The following is a 24,176-nucleotide window of genomic DNA, read 5'->3' as shown; positions in this document are numbered from 1 at the left end:
GATGTCTGGTGCTGAAGTTCAACAGTTGATGAACAGCCTGTTGCTGCTGGTGCTGCCGTTTGTACGCATTCTGGCACTCCTGCAGTTCTGCCCGGTGCTGGATAACCAGGCGTTTTCCCGGCGCAGCAAAATAGCGCTGGCACTGGCGTTAACCGCAGTGATGGGGCCCATGCTGCCACCTTACCCACTACCGGGGATTTTTTTCAGCCTGCACACACTGCTACTGGTAGGGGAACAAATTCTGTGGGGTGTGTTATTTGGCATGGCGCTGCAACTGGTTTTTGTTGCACTGCAAACTGCCGGGCACATCCTTTCAATGAATATGGGGCTGGGGATGGCAATGATGAGCGACCCGGTGAATGGCAGCTCAACCACCGTTATCTCCCAGGTCATTTTCATCTTCTGTGCATTACTGTTTTTTTCCCTGGACGGGCACCTGCTGGTGGTCACCATTTTATTCAAAGGCTTTATTTACTGGCCTCCTGGACAGGCGATTAACACACCCACACTGATGATGCTGGTAGAGAGCCTGGGCTGGATCATGGCCTCTGCCACACTGATTGCTCTGCCCACCACGTTTGTGATGCTGATTGTGCAGGGGGGTTTTGGCCTGCTGAACCGTGTTTCGCCCACACTGAACCTGTTTTCGCTGGGTTTTCCGGTGAGCATGCTTTTCGGGCTGCTGTGCGTTGCCATGATGATGAGCAATATCCCGGAACACTACCTCAACCTCACCAATGAAATTCTGGCAAAGCTGGAAGCGATAAGGACGTACTGATGAGCAGTTCCTCAGGCGATAAAAGCGAAAAACCCACCCCGGGCAAGCTGCGCAAGGCGCGTGAAAAAGGGGATCTTCCCCGCTCAAAAGATATGACTACGGCCGCCGGGCTGGTGGCGTCATTTGTTGTTATCAGTGCCTGCCTGCCCTGGTACCGGAGCCTGGTGGGGGAATCTTTCGCCGCTATTGAAAGCCTGGCCGGGCAAACCCACGACCCGGCAGCATTAAAACAGTTTGCTCAGGTCAATATCTGGGTATTGCTGCGGGTGATTTTTTCTCTGTTACCCATCCCGCTGGTGTGTATGGCGGCAAGCCTGGTACCAGGCGGGTGGAATGTGGCATTAAGCAAACTCAAGCCAGATTTTAAAAAGCTCAGCCCAATGAGTGGGATAAAACGTATTTTCGCCGCCAGCCATCTGTCTGACGTGGGCAAGATGATCCTGAAATGCGCCATTATTCTGGGCGTGATTTACGCCATGGTATTAAGCGAAATGGACAACCTGCTGCACCTGCAACGCCTCTATTTATTGCAGGGTATTCAGCGCGGGTTCGCCATTTTGTATAGCGTACTGGTGTGGTTTATCGCCGTGATGGTGGTGTTTGCCGTGCTGGATATTCCGCTGAGCAAATTCCTGTTTACCAAAAAGATGAAAATGACCAAACAGGAAGTAAAAGAAGAGCACAAAAACAATGATGGCAACCCGCAAATCAAAGGCCGTATCCGCCAGTTGCAACGGCAAATGGCAATGGGGCAAATGCGGCGCACTGTGCCCACCGCCGATGTGGTGATAACCAACCCGACACACTTTGCTGTTGCTCTGAAATATGATCCGGAAAAGGCACAGGCACCGTGGATTGTCGCCAAAGGCGCAGATGACATCGCACGGGTGATTCGCGAGCTGGCGCAAGAAAACCAGGTGGAAATCGTTGAGTTTCCGCCTCTGGCGCGTGCGGTGTATTACACCACCAAAGTAAACCAACAAATACCGGCAACCTTATACCGGGCTATTGCTCATGTACTGACCTATGTCATGCAGATAAAAGCCTGGCGCGCCGGGCAGGCAACACAACCTTATCTCAACCGTCAAATTTCCCTTCCCAAAGAGGTATTACAATCTTATGGCGAGCAGTAAGTTAACACCTGCTGTGGCGGCGTTACGCCAGGCACAAATCGGGGTTCCCGTTCTCCTGCTCAGTATCCTGGCAATGGTCATTCTGCCCTTATCGCCCATGGTGCTGGATATCCTGTTTACCTTCAATATTGTGCTGGCGGTGATGGTGCTGCTGGTGTCGGTGAATATGCGGCGGCCGCTGGATTTCGCGATATTTCCGACACTGCTGCTGATTACCACTCTGATGCGTCTGACGCTGAACGTTGCTTCTACGCGCGTGGTTTTGTTGAAAGGCCATGAAGGTGAAGGGGCTGCCGGTAAAGTGATTGAAGCCTTTGGCCAGGTGGTGATCGGCGGTGATTTTGTTGTGGGTTTCGTCGTTTTTATGATCCTGATGATCATCAACTTTGTGGTGGTGACCAAAGGGGCTGAGCGTATATCTGAAGTTTCTGCACGCTTCACACTGGATGCTCTGCCCGGTAAACAGATGGCGATTGACGCCGACCTGAACGCCGGGCTGATTGACCAGCAACAGGCCCGTACCCGCCGCCAGGAAGTGGGCAAAGAAGCGGACTTCTACGGCGCAATGGACGGCGCGTCCAAATTCGTGCGCGGGGATGCCATCGCCGGGATCATGGTTCTGGTCATCAACGTGATTGGTGGGGTGAGCATCGGGATTTTTCAGCACGATCTCAGTGCTTCCATGGCGTTTCGCCAGTATGTACTGCTGACTATTGGTGATGGGCTGGTCGCACAAATCCCTTCGTTACTGCTGGCGACTTCTGCCGCCATTATTGTCACCCGGGTCAGTGAAGGGAATGATGTCAGCCACGAAGTGAAAAACCAGTTGCTGGCCAACCCGAAGGTGCTCTACACCGCGGCGTTTGTCATGTTTATCCTGGCAGTAGTGCCAGGTATGCCCCACATCGCGTTTCTGAGTTTTACCGCGTTGTTGTTGTTTGCTGCCTGGCGTCAGGGGCGGCGTATCACACCAGCTGACAGCGAAGCAGATATAGCAGAAGTGCAGTCAGCACTGGCACCCGACACCACGCCAGACGTGAGTTGGGAAACGATTCCGGTGGTTGAACCCATTGGCCTGAACCTGGGGTATAAGCTGGTTTCTTTGATTGATTCCAGTGGAACCAGCCCGCTGAGCCAGCGTATCCGTGGTGTGCGCCAGGTAGTTTCAGAACAGAGCGGGGTGTTGTTGCCAGAAATTCGGATTCGGGAAAACTTTCGCCTGAAACCAGCGCAATATGCGGTGTATATCAATGGGGTACATGCCGGGACGGGTGAGGTACACGCAGATAAGCTGATGGCGATACCCGGCGCGGACCTGTATGGTGAGATTGATGGTGTGCTGGATACTGACCCGGCCTATGGCATGGCAGTAGTGTGGATTACCCAGGAGCAAAAAGCACAGGCGCTGCAGTTAGGCTACCAGGTGGTAGATTGCGCAAGTGTTGTAGCAACCCATGTTAACAAACTGGCGCGTGAGCATTTACCTGCTCTGTTCAATTACGATGACATCACTCACCTTAATTCACGCCTTGCGAATCTCGCGCCTAAACTGGCCGAGGACCTGGCTCAGGCACTTAATTATTCGTTGCTGTTACGAGTGTACCGCCAGTTATTACTTGAGCAGGTTTCCCTGAAAGATATTGTCAGTATTGCCGCCACCTTGCTGGAAAGCACAGCCCTGACAAAAGACCCGCTGTTGCTTACATCCGATGTGCGTTATGCGTTGCGCCGTGCGCTGATAAGCCAGATTAACGGTGAGCGCCCGGGGTTATCCGCCTGGACGCTGGATAATGCGCTGGAAACCATGTTGCTGAGTGCCCTGAACCAGGCACAGCTTGGGGGTACAGTCGCACTGGATAGTTTCCCGGTCGACCCCAATATTTTGTCTCAGTTGCAGCAAACCCTGCCGATGGTGCAGGAGCAGATGAAAGCAAAACGCCTGCCGCCTGTTTTACTGGTGGCACCACAATTACGCCCGGTGATAGCACGCTACGCGCGGTTATTTGCTTCTGGTTTACATGTACTTTCTTATAACGAAGTGCCCGATGAGTGTGAGCTGGTGATAGTGGGTAACCTGACCTGATGACAAAAGGGAATTGTGCGGGTAGTTGGTGGTATTACGGGCAAAAAAAAGAGCGACATCGTTGTCGCTCTGAAGGTACATCAGGGATAAAACGGACAGGAATGAGAGAGTAGTTCACTTCCTTACATTATCTGCTGCCGGTTCGCAGTGGGCAGCGGGTAATGGGTCAAACAATATGGGTCAAACAATAAAGGCAATAATCTGGCAATACATGAGGTAGCGGATAACTCCGCTACTTCAATAGGTTACTTGTTCAGTTCAGCGGTCATGTGAACATGGTCGCCATTGAAGGCTTCGATGATTTTGTAAGAATCAGCGCCCTGCTGTTTAGCCTGAGCTGCAATTTTCGCTTCAGCGCCGTCAAGGGTGTTAGCTGTTACGCTAACTGTCTGCGCAAAGCTTGCGAAAGAAATCATAGAAAGAGCGGCAACAGCAGCAAGAGTTTTAATACTTTTCATGGTCATATTCCTTAAATTTGGTCTTTCAGGTGGAAGGCTGCATGCCTCCGATGGGGTGTATAATAAGCTTGCTAATTATTTTGTAAGTGACAAAAAGTGCGATCTAAATCACGTTTTTATTACTCATTGATTACAAAAAAGAAAAAATAACAAAAAAACAGGTGTTATCTGATAAATGGAATATGATCGAGCACAAATCGCTAAATAGCAGTGCATTATACTGCTTATGTGACGTTTTTTCGGTATAAACAACGAAACCGATTGCGCACCACTTGTTGCGTCAGTGTTAACAAAAAGAATTTTCTTTGCCCGTTCACAGGCTGTGAAGCCACATTGAGCGCATCACTTCAGGTGAGCGGAACTTCCACCACACTGGTAACAGGTTCAGTAAACAGTACTCAACCACAGTAAAATGATCTGCCAGCACAGAGCCAGTTGCGCGCCGTGTCCATCACACTGCTTTTTCTCACCACCAGCGCCCGGCGCCCGCAGGGGGCACTGGCCCCACCCCCTTTTGTGGCCGGCAAAATCGCCGCTTCGCGGACATTCGGCTTACCCCGGCGGCCTGTTCGGGTACCGCTCCGAGTCGGCTTCCTGCCTCCCGTCGCTCTGCCTGCGTCCTGCAGGCAGCCCCGGCCCGCCAGGCACGCCTCAACGATTTAGAGGCCACACCCCACACCCGCCTGTAATATCTCAGCAAAAAACACACAAAGACATATCAGACACAAATCCCACAGCCACTCAGCACAACACAAACTATCCGCTACTTGCAGCGGGGACAGTTCGCGTAAGACCGGTGAACCGCAGAAAGGAAGACAAGGTTATTCCGCCCGGACGGCGGAATAAGGCGAAACGAGGCATGGACGCCGAGTCGAGCCGGCCGCAGGCTGACTGCCCGGAGGTGAACGCAGTGCGCAGCACCGGTCGCCCGCGAAAAACCGGATTGTTAAGGGGCGGGGCCCTTAACCCGTTCACAGGCTGTGCAGCCACATTAGCCACTTAACTTCAAGTGAACGGAAAACAGCCACACTGCAAGTGAACGGGACCTTCACATCAGTCCAGGTGAGCGGAAACAACCACACTGCAAGTGAACGGAACCTTCGCATCAGTCCAGGTGAACAGAAACATCCCCACTAACATCATCCAAAATGCACAAAGCAATTCCATTTTGGCGCAGCACAAAAAATGCACATACAGCAAAGCTTCGCCGGAGGGAAAAAACTGCTAGTCTGTAAGCCACTTTTTCTGCGCTGATACCGGGCTTATGTACAATATCGACGACTTTGATGTGAAAATCCTCAACCTGCTGCAGTCCAACGGCCGCCTGACAAACCAGGAACTTAGCGAACTGATTGGCCTGTCGGCCTCCCAGTGTTCACGGCGGCGCATCGCACTGGAGCAGGCACAACTCATTCTTGGCTACCACGCCCGGCTGGCGCCAGATGCTGTGGGCCGCGAAGTGCTGGGGCTGATTGAAGTCCGCCTGCTGAACCACACCGCTGATTGCGTGGAAAGCTTCCACACCATGCTGCGTGATGTCGATGCCGTGATTGATGCCTTTAAAACCACCGGTGATGCCGATTACCTGCTGAAAGTCGCCGTTCAGGACCTGCAAGGCCTGAGCGATTTAATCAGTAAGATCCTCTCGCGTAACAAGAGCGTTGCCCACCTGAAAACGTCCGTGGTACTTAACCGCCTGAAGGAAAACGGCCTGATGATGCCCGGCAGTGACATGTTGCCCTGAATCGGGGCATAACGCTTTATTATGGTGCAACACGCAAGCCTGATTCGTGTACTAAAAAGCAATTAAATGCACATATCAACCAACAAAAAGTCTTTATATGCACAAAGTACGCAAAAACCATGCCTGATGTATCAGTATGTTAGCGAATATGTCGGTGAATAATTCACCATTCAGCCTGTTTGCATGGTGATTCTGGCGTGTTTTTTGCTGGTTATGCTTATCCTGCTCCACTGAAAAATCATGATTTCTTATGGATAACGTTATAACGCCCAATAAACTCGCCCACACCTGGCTGGAAGATGCACTGGCCTTGCTGTTTGGCACACTGATGATCTCATTTGGTGTGGTTTTGCTACGCCAGTCTGGCGCACTCACTGGTGGGACCGCAGGCCTGGCTTTCCTGATTCACTATGTCACCCACATCTCCTTTGGCGCGGCATTTTTCGTGATTAACCTGCCTTTCTACTGGCTGTCTGTCCGCCGTATGGGTATGCAATTCACCCTGAAGACGTTCTGTGCCGTCGCACTGGTTTCACTATTTTCTGACTTGCATGGCCGTTTTATTCACATCGACCAGCTCAACCCGTTTTATGCCACGCTGTTTGGCAACGTCATGATGGGGATTGGTTTTGTGGTGCTGTTCCGCCATAAAGCGAGTCTTGGCGGCGTAAATATCCTCGCACTTTACTTGCAGGACAAAAGCGGGATCCGCGCCGGAAAATTCCAGATGGCGGTAGATGCCTGCATAGTGACGGCTTCTCTGTTCGTTGTCAGCCTGCCGATGCTGGTTGCCTCAATTGTTGGCGCCACACTGCTGAATCTGATTATTGCCATGAATCACCGCCCGGGACGCTACGCGGTGTAACCTCTGACTAACCAGGAGTATTAAATGTTGTTCCAGCATGTTGACGCCTACGCAGGCGACCCGATTTTGTCGCTGATGGAAAAATTTCACCAGGACCCACGACCAAACAAAGTCAACCTGAGCATTGGTCTTTATTACAACGAGAAAGCCATTATTCCTGAACTGGAAGCGGTAGCGCGCGCACGTCGCCTGTTAGAACAGCACCCTGCCGGGGCCAGTGTATATTTACCAATGGAAGGGCTGAACGCCTACCGCAGCGCGGTGCAACACCTGGTGTTTGGCGAACAACACGCCGCACTGAAAGCCGGGCGCATCACCACAATTCAAACCCTGGGCGGTTCAGGCGCACTGAAAGTTGGGGCTGACTTCCTGAAATGCTACTTCCCGGATTCAGACGTGTGGGTGAGCGACCCCACCTGGGAAAACCATATCGCCATTTTCTCCGGTGCAGGTTTCAATGTGCATACTTACCCGTATTTCGATAAAGAAACCCGCGGAGTAAACTTCACGGCCATGCTGGATACACTGCGCCAGTTGCCGGCACACAGCATTGTGCTGCTGCACCCGTGCTGCCATAACCCAACCGGTGCTGATTTAACTCATTCACAGTGGGATGAAGTGATTGAAGTGCTGCAGGCAAGGGAGCTGATTCCGTTCCTGGATATTGCCTACCAGGGGTTTGGGGCAGGTATTGAAGAAGACGCTTACGCCATTCGCACTATTGCCAGCGCTGGCCTGCCTGCACTGGTCAGTAACTCATTTTCAAAAATCTTCTCACTGTATGGTGAACGTGTGGGCGGGTTATCTGTGGTGTGTGAAGATGCCGCTGCCGCCAGCCGCGTACTGGGCCAGTTAAAAGCAACCGTGCGCCGTAACTACTCCAGCCCGCCTAATTATGGCGCGAAACTGGTTTCCATGGTGCTGAACACCCCGGAACTGAACACACTGTGGCGTGCAGAAGTGGATGCCATGCGCACCCGTATTAGTGAAATGCGCCAGGTACTGGTTGATACACTGAAAACGGCATTGCCCGGGCATAGTTTTGACCACTTGCTGACACAACGCGGTATGTTCAGTTATACCGGTTTCAGCCCGGAGCAAGTGGATAAACTGCGCACCGATTTGGGTGTGTATTTGATTGCCAGTGGGCGTGTCTGCATGGCCGGGCTTAACCATAATAATGTCGTGCCGGTTGCCGCGGCATTTGCTGCAGTGCAGTAATAACAATTTCTTAAATGTAACTATTGGTCTGGCTTGTTTTTACCCGCTGGTTCCCGGCGGTTTTTTTGTTTGTCAGCAAACAATTTTAGCTATTGCGGCGAATGAATATGCACTAACCCCGGGTCACTCACTGACTAAAAAATGTTGTTATATTTCATGCAAAGATAACAGACTCACTACACTATCTGACAGTATCCGGAATGAGCATAGTCTGCATACTTTTATCACCAGGAACGCATTATGAAAAAACTGACCGTCAATGTCCTATTACTGATGATGGTATCAACCAGCCAAATCCCTGTTGCCAGTGCCGCTCAAGCCCCCCAGTACGTACTCGAAAAAGTGGTTACCCTTAGCCGCCACGGCGTGCGCCCACAAACCGACAGCGCCTCACTACAGAAAGCCACCGGCCAGGCGTGGCCTGAATGGACAGTGCCGGACGGTTTTTTAACCGGGCATGGCTATATGGGCGTGGCACAGCAAGGGGCTTACCAGCTCAAGCAATGGCTGGCACAAGGTTTACCCCTGAAAGAACAACAGCATTGCCCGACTCCAGGCAGCGTATGGGTATGGGCGGCACCAGACCAGCGCACCAAAGCGACAGGCATGGCACTGGTCGATGGCATGTTCCCGGGCTGTGGTATTGCCGTGCATTCCGCTTCCACCCCACATGACCCGCTGTTCGACACGCTGGAGATGGGGCTGGCACACCCGGATATGGCGGTGGTGAAACAAGAAGTTATGGCACGCATGGGTAGCCCGGAAGAAGCAGCAAAACGCTATCAGCCTGCCGTTGATTTATTGCGCCAGGCGGTGTGCACACCAGATAAAGACAGTTGCACGTTTCTGGATAAACCCTGGAAAGTCAAAATCAGTGATAACGGGAAGGTAAAACTGGGCGGGCCGGTTTCTGCAGGGGCAACAATTGGGGAAACCATTCGCCTGCAATACAGTGAAAACTTGCCACTTGAACAGGTGGCGTTTGGCCACGCCGCCAGCGCAGAGCAAGTCAGCGCTTTGATGGCCTTGCATGCCGCGAAATATGACCTGGTGAGTGATACCCCAGAATATGCCCGCCACGGGGGTTCCATTCTGATGCGCCAGCTACTTAATGCGCTCACCGCCGGAACACAAAACCCAACCAGCCAAACCATTAACCCGGCACTGCAACGCCCACTGGTGATGCTGGTTGGCCATGACACCAATATTGCCCAAATTCAAACCATGCTCGGGTTTAACTGGCAGTTACCGGTTTACCCACGCAACGACATTCCCCCCGGCGGCAGCCTTAACCTGGCCCGCTACAAAAATACCCAGACCGGCGAGCAACTGGTGCGCATTACATTCAGTGCCCGTACTCTGGACCAGTGGCGCCAGCTTTCACCACTGAATGCACAACACCCTTTACCCGAAGCAGAATTCCAGGCCGCATGGTGCAAAAAAACGGATGTCGGCACCTTGTGCCCACTTGCTGAATTTGTCAGCCATGTGCGCCAGCAACTGGTCGACGATGGCAAAGATATGGCAGTGTTTAAGTAATAACCGTTTGCTCTCCATGAACAGCCTGCCGGTGGGGCTGTTCATGGGCTGAGGCGGTTTACCAAAACGCAGGCGCTGAGGTGGGTAACATGCCGCGTCAACATCAACATCAGCAGGTTCACAGCTATGCATTTACTTGTGAATGCGCAGCACAACAGGCTTCAGGTTAATCACCAGTGCGGGCGATTTGCGCTAAATCATCTTGTGTCACACCCGTTACTTCGGTAATAAATTGATACTCAGCGCCACGCTGAAGCAGACCCCGGGCAATTTTTAGTGCAACTTGCCGCTCACCTTCCCGTACACCCTGCTTCCACCCATCCTCACGCCCGGGTTGTTCCAGTTGTTATGCAATGGCTGCCATGTCTTGCTCCAGGGGTGAATAATCAGAAGTGAATTTGCGCCAGTTCCTCTTCCGAGAGGCCGGTTAGTTCCATAATAAAATCCCGGTCCGAGCCACGTTGCAGAAGGGTTTTGGCGAAATTATGCGCAGCCAGCTTCTGGCCCTTTCTTATCCCAATTTGCTCACCCTCACGTATACCCTGTTCACGCCCGAGTTGTTCCAGTTGTTGTGCAATGGTTGCCATCGTCTTGCTCCAGGGGTGAATAATCAGAAGTCAATTTGCGCCAGTTCCTCTTCCGAGAGGCCGGTTAGTTCCATAATAAAATTTCGGTCCGAGCCACGTTGCAAAAGAGTTTTGGCGAAAGTGTGCACAGCCAGCTTCTGGCCCTTTCTTATCCCGATTTGCTCGCCCTTCCTTATCCCAATTTCCTCACCTTTCCTTATCCCGATTTGCTCGCCTTCCCGTATACCCTGCTCACGTCCGAGTTGTTCCAGTTGTTGTGCAATGGTCATTAGTGCCTCTCCATGTTGTGGTACACGTTGTGCCAGTGTCTTAATAAACGCTCTGGCATCTGCTGCTTCACCCGCCCTTAAAATATAGTTTACCAGGGTAACTACCTGTGATGACGAAAGATAGCCAGTAAGTAAAATTGGTGCAAGTTTATCCACCAGTTTTGCCAGATCACGCTGGTGAATATGTTTCTGTAACAACGTTAGCCCGGCCATACTGCGGTGGTGCGCAATTTCATCATCAGGAATTACCGTAACATCCACCAAAGGGAAAGGCTGGCTGTACAACCTGCCCGCCTGCTCCGGGTCTGCAAATGCATCCAGCCAGCGGCTGGAGTAGGGGTAAGGGCTGCGTTTCCCGGCATAAAAGAGCACCGGGATCACCAGCGGCAATGTGGTATGCCCGGCATCCAGGTGGCGTTTCATGGCTGCTACGGAATAACGCAATAACCTGAACGCCATCTGTTTATCTGGTGTGGACTGGTGCTCAATCAACACATAGAGATAGCCTTCATCACCCGTCGTCGTCTTCAGGCTGTAAAGGATATCGCTGAAATACTGGCTCAGGTTATCTTCCACAAAAGAGCCAGATTCCAGTTTCAGCGTACTGAAATCACAAACATCCCGTAACGGTGGCGGGAGGTGAAGCGCCATAAAATCCCGTGCGATTTCTGGCTGGGTAAGAAACTGGCGAAATGCGGCATCATGCGGCATCGCCCCGGTGGTTTCCTTGTTCATTTGCTCCATCCCTGGTCTGTTTCCTGCGCAGGCTAGCACTGCCTGTTTGCCCGGTTCATGGTTTTTCGTTACACAACCCGTACTTTCGTGGATTTTTGCGAACCTGTACGCAGCCCTGGTGCATACCCTGTGAAATATGCACCAGCTTTGTTGATTGCCTGCACAGGCACGCAGGCAATATTTTTCCGGTGTTATTCACCCTGGCGGCGCATTAGCTGGCTTCTGTCGATTATCTTGCCATCTTTGTAATAACGCTCCGGCCAGATTTCAGAAGGATGCACACCAATTGCCTGAGCTATCAGGTATTCGCCTTTCGGCCAGGGGCGGGTTAGCGCATTCGACAACGTTGAGGATCTTAACCCTGCTCGGCGCGATACTGCCGCCATTGAGGTGTCTTTCTTGCGCAGTGCTGCAATGATATCTGCCGGGTGCCAGTTCTCTTTTTGCATGGTGATTTCCTTATTAACGTAAGCAATGAGAGGTACACGAAGATATTACGAAGGTTTTTTATGCAGGGATACTACGAGGAACGTAGTGGGGAGAAAGATCAAAAATTCACTTGCTGGTATTCACTGAGGCAGGCAACAACAGGAAGGGGAAAAGGATATAAGGAAAAAATACCAACAGAATAATCACAAACCGCGAATAACCGGCGTCATTTATTCTGCGAACCGCAGAGGCCAGTAACGGCAGGATAAAACACAGTAACAGAATAATGCTGGTATCCTCCGCAGAGGATAATCTCAGCCAGCCGAAGTACCACAGGCACTGAAAAATGAACACGACACCATATTCAAGCCGGGTATCCCTCCCTTCGTAACTGAACGTGGAGAAAATACCTTTTTTCAGGACTCTGAGTATACGCATTGCATGTCCGCAGTATTAAAAAGATGGTTGTATTATTGTGCAGGTTAGAAAGCAGGAAAGGGCGAGATAACCGTCACCTCTGGATACGCAGCCAGCCATTATTACGCATCAGAAGAAGATGACAGCTGAAACAGCCTGTCAGCAAGCGACACAATATGCTCATGCTGCGCCAGCTTTGCTCTCCACTCTGCCGGGATGCCCTGCCAGCCATAAAGTGCACCAGCCAGTTGCCCGGCAGTGGCTGCCACACTGTCTGCGTCATCAGCCAGGTTGGCGGCGAGCAACACGGCATCCCGGAAATTATCGGTGTGCCAGACAGCCCAGAGCGCGGCTTCCAGGGTATCAATCACATAGCCACTGGAACGGATTTCATCACGGGTTTTATGCCGGTAAGTTCCGGCTGAAAGGGATCAAACTCATTGTGAAAAGAGGGGTTGATACCTCAGCTATTACATTCAATATCAGGCGCGCATATTTAATTCATTTAAAGAATCACTTATTCAAAACCAGATAAACAACACAGTAAAAATGGGCATCATTAATAATAACTAATATAAATTCCACAATTAAATGATTTCGTTTCGAAAGAGGCTGAGATACGCCCCCAAGAAAACTCCCATCTATAACCATGACCTATTTTTACATAATCATCCGATAAGCGAAGCTCATTGAGAAGCCAGTTAAAAAGCTCACCAACCTCACATTCCAACATATTAATATCACTCCTTTTCTCCCAGTTAGATAGTGAACGATAATATCCCCCACCCTTATTAACAAAATATAACATGAATGGAGTATTTTCAAAACATGCAGGCCTAATCGTCAATTCAAAAACTCTCCCCACCCATAAAACATTATTAACCAAATAATGATATGGAATTATTTGATCGGCTTCATTTACATTTTTAAATTTATCATAAATCGGCGAAGCGACCCACCGACTGTGGTCTTTAGCCTCCAAACACTCACCATTAAAAAACAGCTCACCTGAAGAAATATCAATATTAAAATCAATCATATATCTACTACCCTGCCAGGAATCGATAAATACCTTAATTCTTCTGGAATAAAGAATTGCAACTCACATTCGGATCAGCTCGCCCATAAGCAACATTAATATATTCTGAGTCATAGCATGCTCTAGCTTGTGTTATAATAGAACACCCATGACCTAACTTAGTTAAAAAGATGTCGGTATTATTGAGCTGGTCAGAAAGCAGGAAGGGAGAGATAACAATCACCTCTGGATACGTAGCCAGCCATTATTACGCATCAGAAGAAGATGACAGCTGAAACAGCCTGTCAGCAAGCGACACAATATGCTCATGCTGCGCCAGCTTTGCTCTCCACTCTGCCGGAACGCCCTGCCCCTAGAAGGAACACCAGAATCTCCTCTGGATTTTACCTAATTCATTAATGTATTTTTAATAAATCACCAAACTTCCTGATGGCCATGTACCTTCCCAACCACATGGTAAATGGCCAGACTCATATATATAAATAAGTTTATCGAAGAATAATTCACCCCGTAAACTATCCTTATAATAATCTTCAATCAGATAATGAATGACATCCCAACTTACACACTGAATCAGTAACTCATCATCAAAACCAGGTATTCCAGAAATGGATTTGGCTATTTTCACATCAAAGAAAACTTTTGCTTCCTGTGCAACTTCGTTCCAGTCTTCAAAAAGCTTAGGGTATTTTAATGAGAGAAATGCTGAAATGCTGTTAGACGCTTCAAGTGTTGTATCTTCCCACTCAGGATCCGATAATTTGAGAGCAGCCTCGTGAGCATCGATTTCAGTTAAAACATCAGAAATGTTATGCACTTTTCCAATATTCACAAACCAGTCAATATTACTAATCCTATCTAAAGCTTGTTGAGATATTTTCATCACTTCACCTGATTAATTCGCCCTGGAATTCTTGGCACTTTCATGCCCCCTAACGCACCGTGTTCCAATCTATTCTGTATACTGTAGCGTATCGCCGCATTTACTTGATTTGACCGTAAACCTGCCGATTCAAGAGAACGCTTCAAAGCCTGAGTATACTGAACGTTAGTTGGGAGTTGGCCTTGTAATTCTCCACCACGTCTATATTGGTTCCAAAAACCTTCCAGTGACTTATGTGCTTCATAGTGTGGTGTACCTGGTTCAGTAAAAGCATTGCCTTCCAGTTTAATAGCAGCGCCACTATCACGAGGAATAATATCCCTATATGCAGCATCCTGATTTAGGTGGTGAGATTGTCCAGGACGTGGATCATTTTTTAACTGCCCATGAGGAGCAAGCGCAGGCTCATCTGAACCTCTACAACTCAACCCCAACGGATCCACCCAGCCCTGCGCATTTGGCGCATACTGGTACAGGTTCAGCCCACCAGCCAGCCCTATCGGGTCCTGCTGCGTGAACCGCCCGCTGTCCGGGTCGTAATACCTGAACAGGTTATAATGCAAACCGGTTTTACTCGCCGCTTCCCTGCGGCTCGCCCTCCGGGCCAGCGCTTACGCGCTGTTCAAATGTGTTCCCGACACATTTGTCTCTGTCCAGGTACTGCCCCTGCATCCGCAGGTTCTGCGCAAAACCTGCCGCATGGACCGGCGCTTCGCGTAACAGTTTGCCCCAGGCGCCCGTCAGCCCTTCCCAGCGCACGCGCCCTTCGTTGTCCGTCAGCCGCTCCGGCGTGCCGTTGGGCTGGCAGTGGAACCAGTATATTTCCGGGTCGGTGATTCCGTCGATACGCGCCAGCGGTTCATAGCTCCCCTGGTCTGCATACACATAGGTCAGCGGAATGTCGCCGTGCACTTCCTGCAGCAGGCGCAGCCCTTCCCACACAAACCGTGTCGTCACCCGGGGGCTTTCGCTGCCCTCTTCCCGCACCTGCCAGCGCGTTTTGCTGATGCGCCTGCCCAGCGGGTCGTACTGGAAGCTTACATGCACCGCCGGGCGGTGCCGGGTTTCGCTCACCACGTCTGTCAGCCGGTGCTCCGTGTCGTAACGGTAGCGCCAGCGCTGCTGGCCGCTGATTTTCTCCACCGTGCGCCCGTGAATGTCGTAACGCCAGCGAATGCCGTTCAGTTCTGTCACCCGGTTGTGCAGTACACGGCCGCCACCCTGTGCCAGCGGGTTGCCCGCACCGTCCTGCGGCCAGTTCACTGTGCCACTGCGGCTGTCTTCCTGCTGCTGCAGCTTGCCCGTGCTGTCGTAGGACCAGCGGCTGGCATCGAACGGGTCGCGGTTGCGCTCTTCACGCACCAGGTTGTTGCGGAAATCGTATTCCCAGCGCTGCCGCCAGCGCATGTCCCCCGGGCGTTGCGGGTGACCGCTGAACACATCACGGGCCTGCAGGCGACCCAGCGCGTCGTAGCGGTTGGTAACGGTAACGTGTGAATACCTGAAAGGTTACAGGAGCTTACTTACTGGTATTCACTGAGGCGGGCAACAGCAGGAAGGGGAAAAGGATATAAGGGAAAAACACCAACAGAATAATCACAAACCGCGAATAACCGGCGTCATTTATTCTGCGAACCGCAGAGTCCAGTAACGGCAGGATAAAACACAGTAACAGAATAATGCTGGTATCCTCCGCAGAGGATAATCTCAGCCACCCGAAGTACCACTGGTACTGAAAAATGAACACGACACCATACTCAAACCGGGTATCCCTCCCTTCGTAACTGAACGTGGAGAAAATACCTTTTTTCAGAGCCTTGAGTATACGCATTGCATGTCCGCAGAATTAAAAACATTATTAAATCCTGCGCAATCCATAAAAACATATTTAGTTAAATATCGGGAGATTTAGCACCCCCCGACACTATTACCAGTTAACTCTCAATCAAATAACTTCCTCATAAAGATCATTTAGAAAAATAGAAAATGACTGACTAATTAAATGAACATTATCCATGTTTGGCTGTTCTCCTTCATCAACTTCAAATTCATGATCCCAAAAATAAACTTTATTGTTGTCTGTTTTTAAACCCATAATAACAAGATTGCCTCCAGCATCATGAGCAATCGGAATAAACCCTAATGGAATTCTGTCTTGATAATTATTATAATATCTTAAGAGGTTACTATTTTTCTCTTTCCCTAAACTAAGAAACCGATCAACAGAAGATGCATCATTTCTATCAGAAAAAAATCTAAACGAGTTTGGCTGAGGCTGCCCCCCATTATACTTCATCAAGAAATCCTTATAATCACTTGGTAAAGTGCTGTTTATTTTTTCTCAAAATCAGAGATATCCTCTAATGTTGCAGGTGTTTTGGAGTAAATAATAGCGACCATAAATTACCTTCTATTTGTTGAAATACCACCCGAGTGTCTTACTGCATCATGTATATCACTAGGAACTAATTGCATATATCCAGAATCCTGATGGTGATGCCAAGTATATCCTTCAGGCCGAGAATTCCTAGCCCATTCCCTACAGCACGATCGACCTTAGCAAAACCCACATTTCGAGAGGAGCCTAATCAATATGAGTATTTTTAATTGGACAACGTGAAAATAAGGGGGAAGTGCATGATTAAATGGTATACCAAGGGTATGTTTTATTATTTTCACTAATAACTTACTGGTTGATGTTACTTTTGATATGAGTAATTACACCTGCCGAAGTTCGGGATGTAAAGACCAGCGGTAAGAAAAAAAACGGAAGGGCTATTTAATTATAGCTCTTCCGTATTCCTTAATTATAAACCCCTTTAGACTCTACTTTTTCTATAAACAAATCCTGAAGATCACCTTGTATTTCATTACCCTTGTAATTAACTATAAAGTCACCATCTATATTATCTGGGTAATGAGTGCCATCAAACGCGCCGAATATTACTGAAGCACTATCAGCAATCACAACATCAATAAAATCCAGAATATCATCTTTATCCGTATCACTTAATTTTGCCAATGCATTTCTTGCCCTGGCATAAACATCCACATCGTTATTAACTGGTTTTTTTAGAGATTGCTTGTAACGGATTGAGTTATCCTCAAATAACTCTTTGAATATTGCATTAACTACTTGCTCATCAAGATTCATATACTCTCCTCTATCTTAATTCAGGGTACATCATTTTATTTAAATCAATAAGGGCCTTTAGTTTCTCGTTCGGTATTTCAGGATAAACTCTTCTCAACTCTTTGATATCTCGAGCAAGAAGATCTCTTGCATTAGTAAATGGTAGTCCTGTCTTATCATTTATTTTGCTTCTCGAGACAATACCAACGCCCTCTTTCGAAACAGTATGACCAACTCGAGGAACTAATATTGCCGGGGCGGTCATAGGATCATACCCCTCGACCAAGTCTTTCATAAGATTTTTTTGTCCTACGTGATGAGAGTCCAGTCCAAGGTTCAGCCCTTTAACTGCATTTTTATTGTTTTGATGAGAATTTACATTCCACTTTTCGGGAGTACACTTACTCAACCCCAGCGGATCCACCCAGCCCTGCGCATTTGGCGCATACTGGTACAGGTTCAGCCCACCCGCCAGCCCTATCGGGTCCTGCTGCGTGAACCGCCCGCTGTCCGGGTCGTAATACCTGAACAGGTTATAATGCAAACCGGTCTCTCTGTCCAGATACTGCCCCTGCATCCGCAGGTTCTGTGCAAAGCCTGCCGCATGGACCGGTGCTTCGCGTAACAGTTTGCCCCAGGCGCCCGTCAGCCCTTCCCAGCGCACTCGCCCTTCGTTGTCCGTCAGCCGCTCCGGCGTGCCGTTGGGCTGGCAGTGGAACCAGTATATTTCCGGGTCGGTGATTCCGTCGATACGCGCCAGCGGTTCATAGCTCCCCTGGTCTGCATACACATAGGTCAGCGGAATGTCGCCGTGCACTTCCTGCAGCAGGCGCAGCCCTTCCCACACAAACCGTGTCGTCACCCGGGGGCTTTCGCTGCCCTCTTCCCGCACCTGCCAGCGCGTTTTGCTGATGCGCCTGCCCAGCGGGTCGTACTGGAAGCTCACATGCACCGCCGGGCGGTGCCGGGTTTCGCTCACCACGTCTGTCAGACGGTGTTCCGTGTCGTAACGGTAGCGCCAGCGCTGCTGGCCGCTGATTTTCTCCACCGTGCGCCCGTGAATGTCGTAACGCCAGCGAATGCCGTTCAGTTCCGTCACCCGGTTGTGCAGTACACGGCCGCCGCCGCTCTGTGCCAGCGGGTTGCCCGCGCCGTCCTGCGGCCAGTTTACCGTACCGCTGCGGTTGTCTTCCTGTTGCTGCAGTTTGCCCGTGCTGTCGTAGGACCAGCGGCAGGCATCGAACGGGTCGCGGTTGCGCTCTTCACGTACCAGGTTGTTGCGGAAATCGTATTCCCAGCGCTGCCGCCAGCGCATGTCCCCCGGGCGTTGCGGGTGACCGCTGAACACATCACGGGCCTGCAGGCGGCCCAGCGCGTCGTAGCGGGTGTGGCTGCCCAGCACGCCCTGGGTACGGCTGATTTCACGGTGCAGTACATCACGGGTGAAGTCGGTCACCGGCAGGCTGTCCAGCGCAATGCTCAGCAGGTGCCCGCTGCCGTAATAGAGCTGTTTTAACTGCCGCCCGTCTGGCAGCGTGGTCTGCGTGCGGTTACCCAGTTCATCGTATTCCCAGGCGAGAGTGGCGTTGTCGCCGTCTTCACTCACCAGTTGCCCCAGCGCGTTATAGCCGAAGTGCAGCACCTGTTCGGCTGCATCGCTGTAAGCCCCGTCACCCAGTGCCGGGTGGCGGGAGACAGACACCATCTGGCCGCGTTTTGACCACCGGTAGCAGGTGCGCGCATCCGGGCTGGTGCGGGCCGTCAGCAGGCCCCGTTCATCATAACTAAAGCCGTGGACGATGGCGCCCGCATGGCCTGCCGCGAAGGTACGCCGGAGTGTGCGCCCACAGGCATCGTATTCATAGCGGGTGGATACACCGTCCAGCCCGGTTTCTGCCAGCAGCAGGTTGTCATCGCCCCAGGTGAAGCGGTATGCCTCGCCGTTTTCATTGCGCAGAGCCACCAGGCGGCTGCGGGCATCGTATTCGCGCTGAACCGTGTTCCCTTCCGGGTCCTGTGTGGCTGTCAGCCGGCCGGCGTTATCGTAGCGGAAGCCATGACGGCGGCCGTCTGCCGTCTGGTGCCATTCCGGCAGGCCGCGCGCACTCCATTTCAGGCTCTCCTGCCAGCCTTCTGGCCGGGTCAGCCCGGTGGGGCGCCCTGCCGCATCGTACTGGTAGCCGGTCACCGTGCCGTCTGCCGCGGTTTCTTCCAGCAGCCAGCCCAGCGGGTGGTAACGGTAACGGGTGGTGCGCCCGGAGCAGTCCGTTGCCGCGCTCACCAGCCCGGCACGGTTATAATCGGTATGGCGGCGGCCGCCTTTCGGGTCCGTCTCGCTAATAACCTGGCCGTATTCATCGCGCTGCACGGTGGTGGTGCCACCCTGTGCGTCGGTAATGCTTTTCAGGCCGTGGTGTGCGTCATAGGTGTAGCGAGTGCTGTTGCCTTCCGGGTCCGTCACCTGAACCGGCAGGGCACGGTGCGCCAGCCATTCGGTGGACTGCACGTTGCCCTGCGGGTCAGTCACGCGGACCTGGTTGCCATTGATGTCGTACACATATTTCCAGGTGTTGCCCAGCGGGTCGGTTTCGCTGAGCAACTGGTCGTTCTCATCCCACTCAAACAGCCAGTTTTCACCGCGTTCATCTTCCAGGCGGGTGACCATTTGGTTAGCGTTCCAGTGGTGGCGGCGAACTGCGCCATTTTCCCGGGTGACGGTAGTGATGCGCGCCACCAGGTCGTATTCGATTTTGCTGTGTTCCCCGGTACTGGTGCGGTTTTCCACCACGCGCCAGTGGTCCAGTTTTTCCCAGCGGTATTCACTTTCCAGCCCGCCGGGCAGGCGGTGCCATACCATTAACCGGTCATCGTTGTAACGGTATTCACGGCGGGTGACGCCGCTGGCATCAGTGGCAGAAGCCAGCAGGCCGCGGCTGTCATAGCCCCACTGCATCAGGGGCCAGTGCTGGTTGCCATCGAAATGGCTCAGGGCGGTGACACGCCGCGGGAAATCCGGGTGTGTATAGGCCAGCGTGACGTCCACCGCACCAGCGGCATCATGAATGCGCACCAGGCGGCCCTGCTCGTCGTAGCTCATTTCCAGGCTGTTGCCGTAGTCATCACACAGCATGGCCAGTTTCAGGCACGACGGGTTCTCTCGGGTGGGTTTGAACAGCCGCCACTGGCTGCTGTCCTGGTCGCCTATCACCACATCGCCGTGTTCATTGCGGCGCACCAGAACGCCTTCGGCCGGGCTGAGCAGCATGCTGTCCGGTTTTGGCAGGGTAAACTGCACTTCGCGCCCGGTTTCTTCATACCAGGTGGCCTGGTCACCGTCGATGTGCAGGTAGCTGTCGAAGGCGGTGCTCCAGCCAGTGCCGAACAGGCCGTCGCGGGGGTTCAGGCTGTTGTAGGCGCGCTGCATGCGGAACGGGAAACGCCCCGGCAGCACCACATCCAGTTCGTTATCGTCATTCAGCACTTTCACGCCGCTGGCGGCATGGACCGGGTTAATTGCCGCCATGACCGCGCTGGTGAGCATACTGATACCCATACCTGACACACCAGACATCACAATACAGGGCAGGTTACGCAGGACTTTACTGGGGCGCCCCATCAGCAGCATTATGCCCATTACGGCCAGGTCAAAACCCGGTAATTTCCCGCTGTGGATTGGGCGCACCGTCAGTGTGCCGCCGCCGATGGTGACATCGGGCGACACACTGGTGGAAATGGTGGCGTCACAGGTTGTGCGGTCACTGGCCCGCACGGCTGGCTGCCCGTTGATAAACACATTGCTGGAGCCTTCCGCCAGGTACTCCTGCGGGGAGTGTTTTTCACAGTTAATGGTGTCCAGGGGTAAAGAGCTGGTGTTGGCATCTGCGCCTGCGACTGTGGGCTGCCACATATTCGCTGCCACTGAGCTGGCAAACCCCAGTACACCCGCCGCCATATCAAGGAAGTTGATACCCGAATCCGGCTCTTCCTGCTTCGCTGATTGTGTGGCTTTTCCCGCCGCACGGGCGGCTGGCTTGCCATTGATATTCACATTACCGGAGCCGGAGCTGATTTTCCCGGCCGGGGAGGGCGGTGAGATCAGGTTGCCCAGTGCAGTGGCGGATGAACTAATTTCATCGGCCAGACCGGTTACATTCGCCAGCACCCCACCCATTACGCCGGATAACACACAACCCAACGCACCAGCACCTGCTGCTCCCGAAGCTGCCGCCCCCACGCTGGCCACTGCCGCACTCAACGCACCACCACCGAGCAGGGGTGCCGCTGCCGTAACAGCAACCCCAACAACCGCGCCCATCAGCGCATAGGTGCCTACTTCAGCCACGGTACTGATGATATCTGCCAGCAGCGTGGTGTGAATAATGTCATCGCCCAGGCGGGCTGCGTGGTTGTCACTCATTTCAGGCGTCCTGCTCCGTTGGGGTAAACGTAATGCTGGCTTTTAACTGGCTCCAGTGTTGTTCATCCTGTTCGCTGAACGGCCGCAGGGCTGAAAAGGTAAACAGCAGCATTTGCGGCTTATCTGTCACCGGTACCGCCAGTTGTTTTTGCCACAAATCCACACCGTTGCGGGCAAAGTGGCTTTCCACTTCCACGCCCCGGGTCAGGTTGTCCGGGCCTACGCTCACCCGTGTGAACTCGCCCTGTTGCAGGGAAGTCATTTGCGGGCGCATGCCATCCCACTGGCGGTGAAATTCTTTTTCGAAGTCGCTGTCTTCCGGCACCGGCCCGCGGGAGATCACCACGGAAAGCCCGCTGTCGGTATCCCGCAGGATATGTGTTGAGGCATCCACCCACTGGCCGGGGAACAGGGCTATCTGCCCTTCGTTAAAGGTGTAATTCATAGGAGTCTCTGGAATGGCATTATCTGTTGCGCCGGGCGCGCAGTAACCAGCCCGGCGGCGGTGTTAATGTGAAGCGCGGTAAAGGGTTTTCAGTGTCTGGAGCGTTGCCGCGCCCTGCGAACCCAGTTTTGCTGTCAGGGCATTGTCTGGAGTGAAAGTGCCGGTTGCTGTGTCGACAGAGAAGATAACGGATTCAACCGCACTGGCGTTGGGCGATTGTGCATCATAAATAACGGCAAGCTTGATACTGTGTTTATCATCAGCCAGCACGCCCACAGCACGGGTTCCGGCACACACTTCAGCTTCCCAGTTATCGAAACCAATGGTTGGCACCAGATTCTGAATTTTTCCGTCAGGGGCTGCCCATGAAACAAAACAAACATTGTCGTCGTTAGCATTAAAGCCCTGGCCTGCAAGAATATTTCCCAGAACCTTATTATCACTCTTTACGGAGAAGGCCTGTTTATCAACCGGCGCACCATTTTCAATTTGCTGTTTTGCTGCGGCCTCATAAAGGCTTTTTTCATAGCTGTGGGTATTTATTGCTTTGAGAGTAACGCCCGCCAAAGCAGAAACAGGGAAAAGTAGTGACAGCGCTAAGGCACATACACTTATGCGTGTTTGATTCATTCAGATAACGCCTTTTGGTAGTTATGAGCCAGTTTATTATCATAATTATTTTTACGATACGCTGGTCCATTATAATTATAAGCAAATGAAGCCCAGTTTTTATTAATCAGAGCGTTTTTACGATGCGCATTATTCGCGATAAATCTGACAAAGGCATCCAGTTGCCCCTGGAGTGTTCCCATCGCTTTCACAAAATCATCAACCGAAGAAAAACCGGCTTCCCTGAAGTTGTTACCCATAATTTGAAAAGCGCCCCAGGATGCCGACCTTAGTGCAGCATTTTTATCGAGTTTCATGGCTTCTTCAAGCTTGCCATACTGGGCACTGTATTTTCCATACCCGCCCGCATTAGGGTTAGACAGCACCGGATTGCTGTCATACTTTCCACCAGTTAACTTATGGAAGTAGTGGCGTTCATATAAAATTGACGGGCGGCCTTTTTCATCAAATGCCCCACGGGGAGACTCGGTGTACACCACCGCTTTGATGGCAGCCACTTCACAGCCTAAAGTCGCTGCAGCCTGAACAAACTGTTCCTGAGTAATGCCAGGTACCCGCGTTGTGCGATTAACCGTAGTATGGAAATTGGCATGCAGGGTCAGGTTACGCATGGTGACGCCGTTCGGGTCAATCACGCCATCGGGGTTACGCATCCGCACCACTTTTTCCTGAAATAACCGAATTCTGGCGATGGTATTGGGGCCAATCTTCCCATCTTCTGCTAATAAATGCCCCGGGGTTGTAACAACACTATTTTTATTCAATAAAGTTTGAATTGTGCGAACATCACCATATAAATTACGCTGACCCTCGCCAACCGGCGAATTTATCCTTGCCATAAAGCCCTCAAAATATTTAATAAGTATTATTGTCTTAATGAATTAAATAAAAATAGTCACTTCCCATGCTGAAAACGAATTCCGCGGATCATTTTACGGTACTGTTCGATATCGCTTTCGCTGTAACCGCCCACGCAGGTGCCGATATAACAGACTTTCTTTTTGCCCATAACCGGGTCATCCAGCAATAAAACGGTTTGTTTTTGGTGAACGGGTGTGTTGTCGCTTTTAAATTCGTAGAACAGTTCGGCGGCAGGAAGGCCATCCACATCAATGATTTCAAAAGAATTCAGCCTGAAATCTGCCAGGCTTTCTTCCAGTTCGCGGATCATACTGGCCGCAACATCATGCAGTTTGTCGTCAATACTGGCGGCGCTGCGTGAGACGCTGAAGGTAAAGGCTTCGGTGGCTTGCTCACTACGCGTAGATTTCTTCATAGTACGGTCTTAACGGTTGCTGGCGACTAAAGTCGGGCCACAGGCAGCCGTATAACTGCTGCCCCCACCCCGTGTCGATGAATAAAATAAACGTG

22 protein-coding genes and 3 pseudogenes are annotated in these 24,176 nt (G+C 51.6%); 7 read left to right on the top strand and 18 right to left on the bottom strand.

Going from position 1 to position 24,176, the window contains the following annotated elements; genetic code table 11:
* Position 1 precedes the first annotated feature (1 nt).
* Genes MPHASIOC01_RS00315 through MPHASIOC01_RS00305 form a run of 3 tightly spaced genes read left to right on the top strand, consistent with a single transcriptional unit; the run spans position 2 to position 3,994 of the window.
* Positions 2 to 778 carry a flagellar biosynthetic protein FliR gene (locus MPHASIOC01_RS00315; protein ID WP_064597354.1) on the top strand — a complete coding sequence of 259 codons (777 nt, stop codon included), beginning with the start codon at positions 2 to 4 and terminating at the stop codon, positions 776 to 778.
* Entirely contained in the window at positions 778 to 1,911 is a 1,134-nt protein-coding gene (gene flhB / locus MPHASIOC01_RS00310) for a flagellar biosynthesis protein FlhB (RefSeq protein WP_064597352.1), read from the top strand. The genes MPHASIOC01_RS00315 and flhB overlap by 1 nt, the downstream gene beginning before the upstream one ends.
* Positions 1,898 to 3,994 (top strand): flagellar biosynthesis protein FlhA, encoded by a 2,097-nt coding sequence (locus tag MPHASIOC01_RS00305; RefSeq protein ID WP_353613696.1) that lies wholly within the window; start codon positions 1,898 to 1,900, stop codon positions 3,992 to 3,994. Before flhB ends, MPHASIOC01_RS00305 begins: the two co-directional genes overlap by 14 nt.
* 245 nt (positions 3,995 to 4,239) lie before the next feature.
* On the opposite strand, the gene MPHASIOC01_RS00300 is transcribed toward MPHASIOC01_RS00305, so the two are convergent.
* The gene (locus tag MPHASIOC01_RS00300; RefSeq protein WP_064597349.1) at positions 4,240 to 4,452 is read right to left on the bottom strand and encodes a DUF1471 domain-containing protein; all 213 of its coding nucleotides are present in this window, start codon (positions 4,450 to 4,452) and stop codon (positions 4,240 to 4,242) included.
* Between the two features lie 1,264 nt (positions 4,453 to 5,716).
* On the opposite strand from MPHASIOC01_RS00300, the gene MPHASIOC01_RS00295 reads away from it, so the two are divergent.
* The 4 genes from MPHASIOC01_RS00295 to MPHASIOC01_RS00280 all read left to right on the top strand — a co-directional run bounded on the left by MPHASIOC01_RS00295 (position 5,717) and on the right by MPHASIOC01_RS00280 (position 9,821).
* Positions 5,717 to 6,196 carry an Lrp/AsnC family transcriptional regulator gene (locus MPHASIOC01_RS00295; RefSeq protein WP_036113765.1) on the top strand — a complete coding sequence of 160 codons (480 nt, stop codon included), beginning with the start codon at positions 5,717 to 5,719 and terminating at the stop codon, positions 6,194 to 6,196.
* Positions 6,197 to 6,446: 250 nt separating this feature from the next.
* Positions 6,447 to 7,061, top strand: a complete 615-nt coding sequence (locus MPHASIOC01_RS00290; protein WP_036113768.1) for a YitT family protein — start codon at positions 6,447 to 6,449, stop codon at positions 7,059 to 7,061.
* Between the two features lie 27 nt (positions 7,062 to 7,088).
* Positions 7,089 to 8,282, top strand: a complete 1,194-nt coding sequence (locus tag MPHASIOC01_RS00285) for an amino acid aminotransferase (RefSeq protein ID WP_353614989.1) — start codon at positions 7,089 to 7,091, stop codon at positions 8,280 to 8,282.
* A 240-nt stretch (positions 8,283 to 8,522) separates the two neighbouring features.
* Positions 8,523 to 9,821, top strand: coding sequence for a histidine-type phosphatase (locus MPHASIOC01_RS00280; RefSeq protein WP_353613695.1), 1,299 nt, complete (start codon positions 8,523 to 8,525; stop codon positions 9,819 to 9,821).
* Positions 9,822 to 10,207: 386 nt separating this feature from the next.
* On the opposite strand, the gene MPHASIOC01_RS00275 is transcribed toward MPHASIOC01_RS00280, so the two are convergent.
* The 17 genes and pseudogenes from MPHASIOC01_RS00275 to MPHASIOC01_RS00195 form a co-directional block, all read right to left on the bottom strand.
* Positions 10,208 to 10,408 carry a hypothetical protein gene (locus MPHASIOC01_RS00275; protein ID WP_353613694.1) on the bottom strand — a complete coding sequence of 67 codons (201 nt, stop codon included), beginning with the start codon at positions 10,406 to 10,408 and terminating at the stop codon, positions 10,208 to 10,210.
* A 23-nt stretch (positions 10,409 to 10,431) separates the two neighbouring features.
* Entirely contained in the window at positions 10,432 to 11,412 is a 981-nt protein-coding gene (locus MPHASIOC01_RS00270; RefSeq protein ID WP_405027747.1) for an Rpn family recombination-promoting nuclease/putative transposase, read from the bottom strand.
* A gap of 191 nt (positions 11,413 to 11,603) precedes the next feature.
* The gene (locus MPHASIOC01_RS00265) at positions 11,604 to 11,867 is read right to left on the bottom strand and encodes a helix-turn-helix transcriptional regulator (RefSeq protein ID WP_064597342.1); all 264 of its coding nucleotides are present in this window, start codon (positions 11,865 to 11,867) and stop codon (positions 11,604 to 11,606) included.
* A gap of 100 nt (positions 11,868 to 11,967) precedes the next feature.
* Complete coding sequence (locus tag MPHASIOC01_RS00260) at positions 11,968 to 12,279, bottom strand: DUF805 domain-containing protein (protein ID WP_064597340.1); 312 nt, start codon at positions 12,277 to 12,279, stop codon at positions 11,968 to 11,970.
* A gap of 101 nt (positions 12,280 to 12,380) precedes the next feature.
* Positions 12,381 to 12,686: pseudogene (locus tag MPHASIOC01_RS00255) on the bottom strand (ADP-ribosylglycohydrolase family protein); the annotation flags it as partial.
* A 131-nt stretch (positions 12,687 to 12,817) separates the two neighbouring features.
* Entirely contained in the window at positions 12,818 to 13,297 is a 480-nt protein-coding gene (locus tag MPHASIOC01_RS00250) for a hypothetical protein (RefSeq protein WP_353613692.1), read from the bottom strand.
* 406 nt (positions 13,298 to 13,703) lie between these two features.
* A complete protein-coding gene (locus MPHASIOC01_RS00245) occupies positions 13,704 to 14,180 on the bottom strand; it encodes a hypothetical protein (protein ID WP_353613691.1) in 477 nt (158 codons plus the stop codon).
* A pseudogene (locus MPHASIOC01_RS00240) lies at positions 14,180 to 15,671 on the bottom strand (RHS repeat domain-containing protein); the annotation flags it as partial. The pseudogene MPHASIOC01_RS00240 and the gene MPHASIOC01_RS00245, both read right to left, overlap by 1 nt.
* A gap of 28 nt (positions 15,672 to 15,699) precedes the next feature.
* Positions 15,700 to 16,011 (bottom strand): DUF805 domain-containing protein, encoded by a 312-nt coding sequence (locus MPHASIOC01_RS00235; RefSeq protein ID WP_353613690.1) that lies wholly within the window; start codon positions 16,009 to 16,011, stop codon positions 15,700 to 15,702.
* Positions 16,012 to 16,125: 114 nt separating this feature from the next.
* Positions 16,126 to 16,476 carry an SMI1/KNR4 family protein gene (locus MPHASIOC01_RS00230; RefSeq protein WP_353613689.1) on the bottom strand — a complete coding sequence of 117 codons (351 nt, stop codon included), beginning with the start codon at positions 16,474 to 16,476 and terminating at the stop codon, positions 16,126 to 16,128.
* A 107-nt stretch (positions 16,477 to 16,583) separates the two neighbouring features.
* Positions 16,584 to 16,697, bottom strand: a pseudogene (locus MPHASIOC01_RS00225) (HNH endonuclease); the annotation flags it as partial.
* Between the two features lie 286 nt (positions 16,698 to 16,983).
* On the bottom strand, positions 16,984 to 17,334 hold the full coding sequence (locus MPHASIOC01_RS00220) for a hypothetical protein (RefSeq protein WP_110028265.1): 351 nt from the start codon (positions 17,332 to 17,334) through the stop codon (positions 16,984 to 16,986).
* Between the two features lie 10 nt (positions 17,335 to 17,344).
* Entirely contained in the window at positions 17,345 to 21,730 is a 4,386-nt protein-coding gene (locus MPHASIOC01_RS00215) for an RHS repeat-associated core domain-containing protein (RefSeq protein ID WP_353613688.1), read from the bottom strand.
* Position 21,731: 1 nt separating this feature from the next.
* Entirely contained in the window at positions 21,732 to 22,175 is a 444-nt protein-coding gene (locus MPHASIOC01_RS00210) for a DcrB-related protein (protein ID WP_353613687.1), read from the bottom strand.
* Between the two features lie 63 nt (positions 22,176 to 22,238).
* Positions 22,239 to 22,805 (bottom strand): hypothetical protein, encoded by a 567-nt coding sequence (locus MPHASIOC01_RS00205; RefSeq protein ID WP_353613686.1) that lies wholly within the window; start codon positions 22,803 to 22,805, stop codon positions 22,239 to 22,241.
* Positions 22,802 to 23,644, bottom strand: a complete 843-nt coding sequence (locus tag MPHASIOC01_RS00200; protein ID WP_064597328.1) for an N-acetylmuramidase domain-containing protein — start codon at positions 23,642 to 23,644, stop codon at positions 22,802 to 22,804. The genes MPHASIOC01_RS00205 and MPHASIOC01_RS00200 overlap by 4 nt, the downstream gene beginning before the upstream one ends.
* A 56-nt stretch (positions 23,645 to 23,700) precedes the next feature.
* A complete protein-coding gene (locus tag MPHASIOC01_RS00195) occupies positions 23,701 to 24,081 on the bottom strand; it encodes a DcrB-related protein (RefSeq protein WP_064597326.1) in 381 nt (126 codons plus the stop codon).
* Between the last annotated feature and the right edge of the window lie 95 nt (positions 24,082 to 24,176).

The organism is Mangrovibacter phragmitis, from assembly GCF_040429585.1.
GTDB classification, from domain to species: domain Bacteria; phylum Pseudomonadota; class Gammaproteobacteria; order Enterobacterales; family Enterobacteriaceae; genus Mangrovibacter; species Mangrovibacter phragmitis.
The sequence above is the reverse complement of the archived record's forward strand: the minus strand, read 5'-3'. Positions and strand labels throughout refer to the sequence as shown.